Here is a 235-nt window from a genome sequence, read left to right as displayed (position 1 = left end):
ATCAATGTCATACCCGTAAATGATCCTCCAATTACGTCCAATGTCAGCTTTATCATTGCGGAAGACAGCACGTTAATCAATCAAATCGTGGCAGTAGATCCAGATGGAAATTCGTTAACGTTCAGCCTGCAGACAGCACCTGGCAACGGAGTAGCCGTGGTGAATGCAGATGGAACCTTTAACTATCAACCGAATTTAAATTTTAACGGCACTGATCAGTTTACGGTGTTGGTAT

Annotated in this window: 1 protein-coding gene; it reads left to right on the top strand. The window is 43.0% G+C overall.

Annotated features, from left to right (window positions below; genetic code table 11):
• Positions 1–235, top strand: a 235-nt coding sequence (locus SB822_RS61110; protein ID WP_410859660.1) for an Ig-like domain-containing protein, incomplete at both ends; no start/stop codon positions are given.

Source organism: Paraburkholderia sp. SIMBA_054, assembly GCF_046534875.1.
Taxonomy (GTDB): Bacteria; Pseudomonadota; Gammaproteobacteria; order Burkholderiales; family Burkholderiaceae; genus Paraburkholderia; species Paraburkholderia hospita.
Note: the sequence above shows the minus strand (reverse complement) of the source record. Positions and strands in the feature narration are given on the sequence as shown.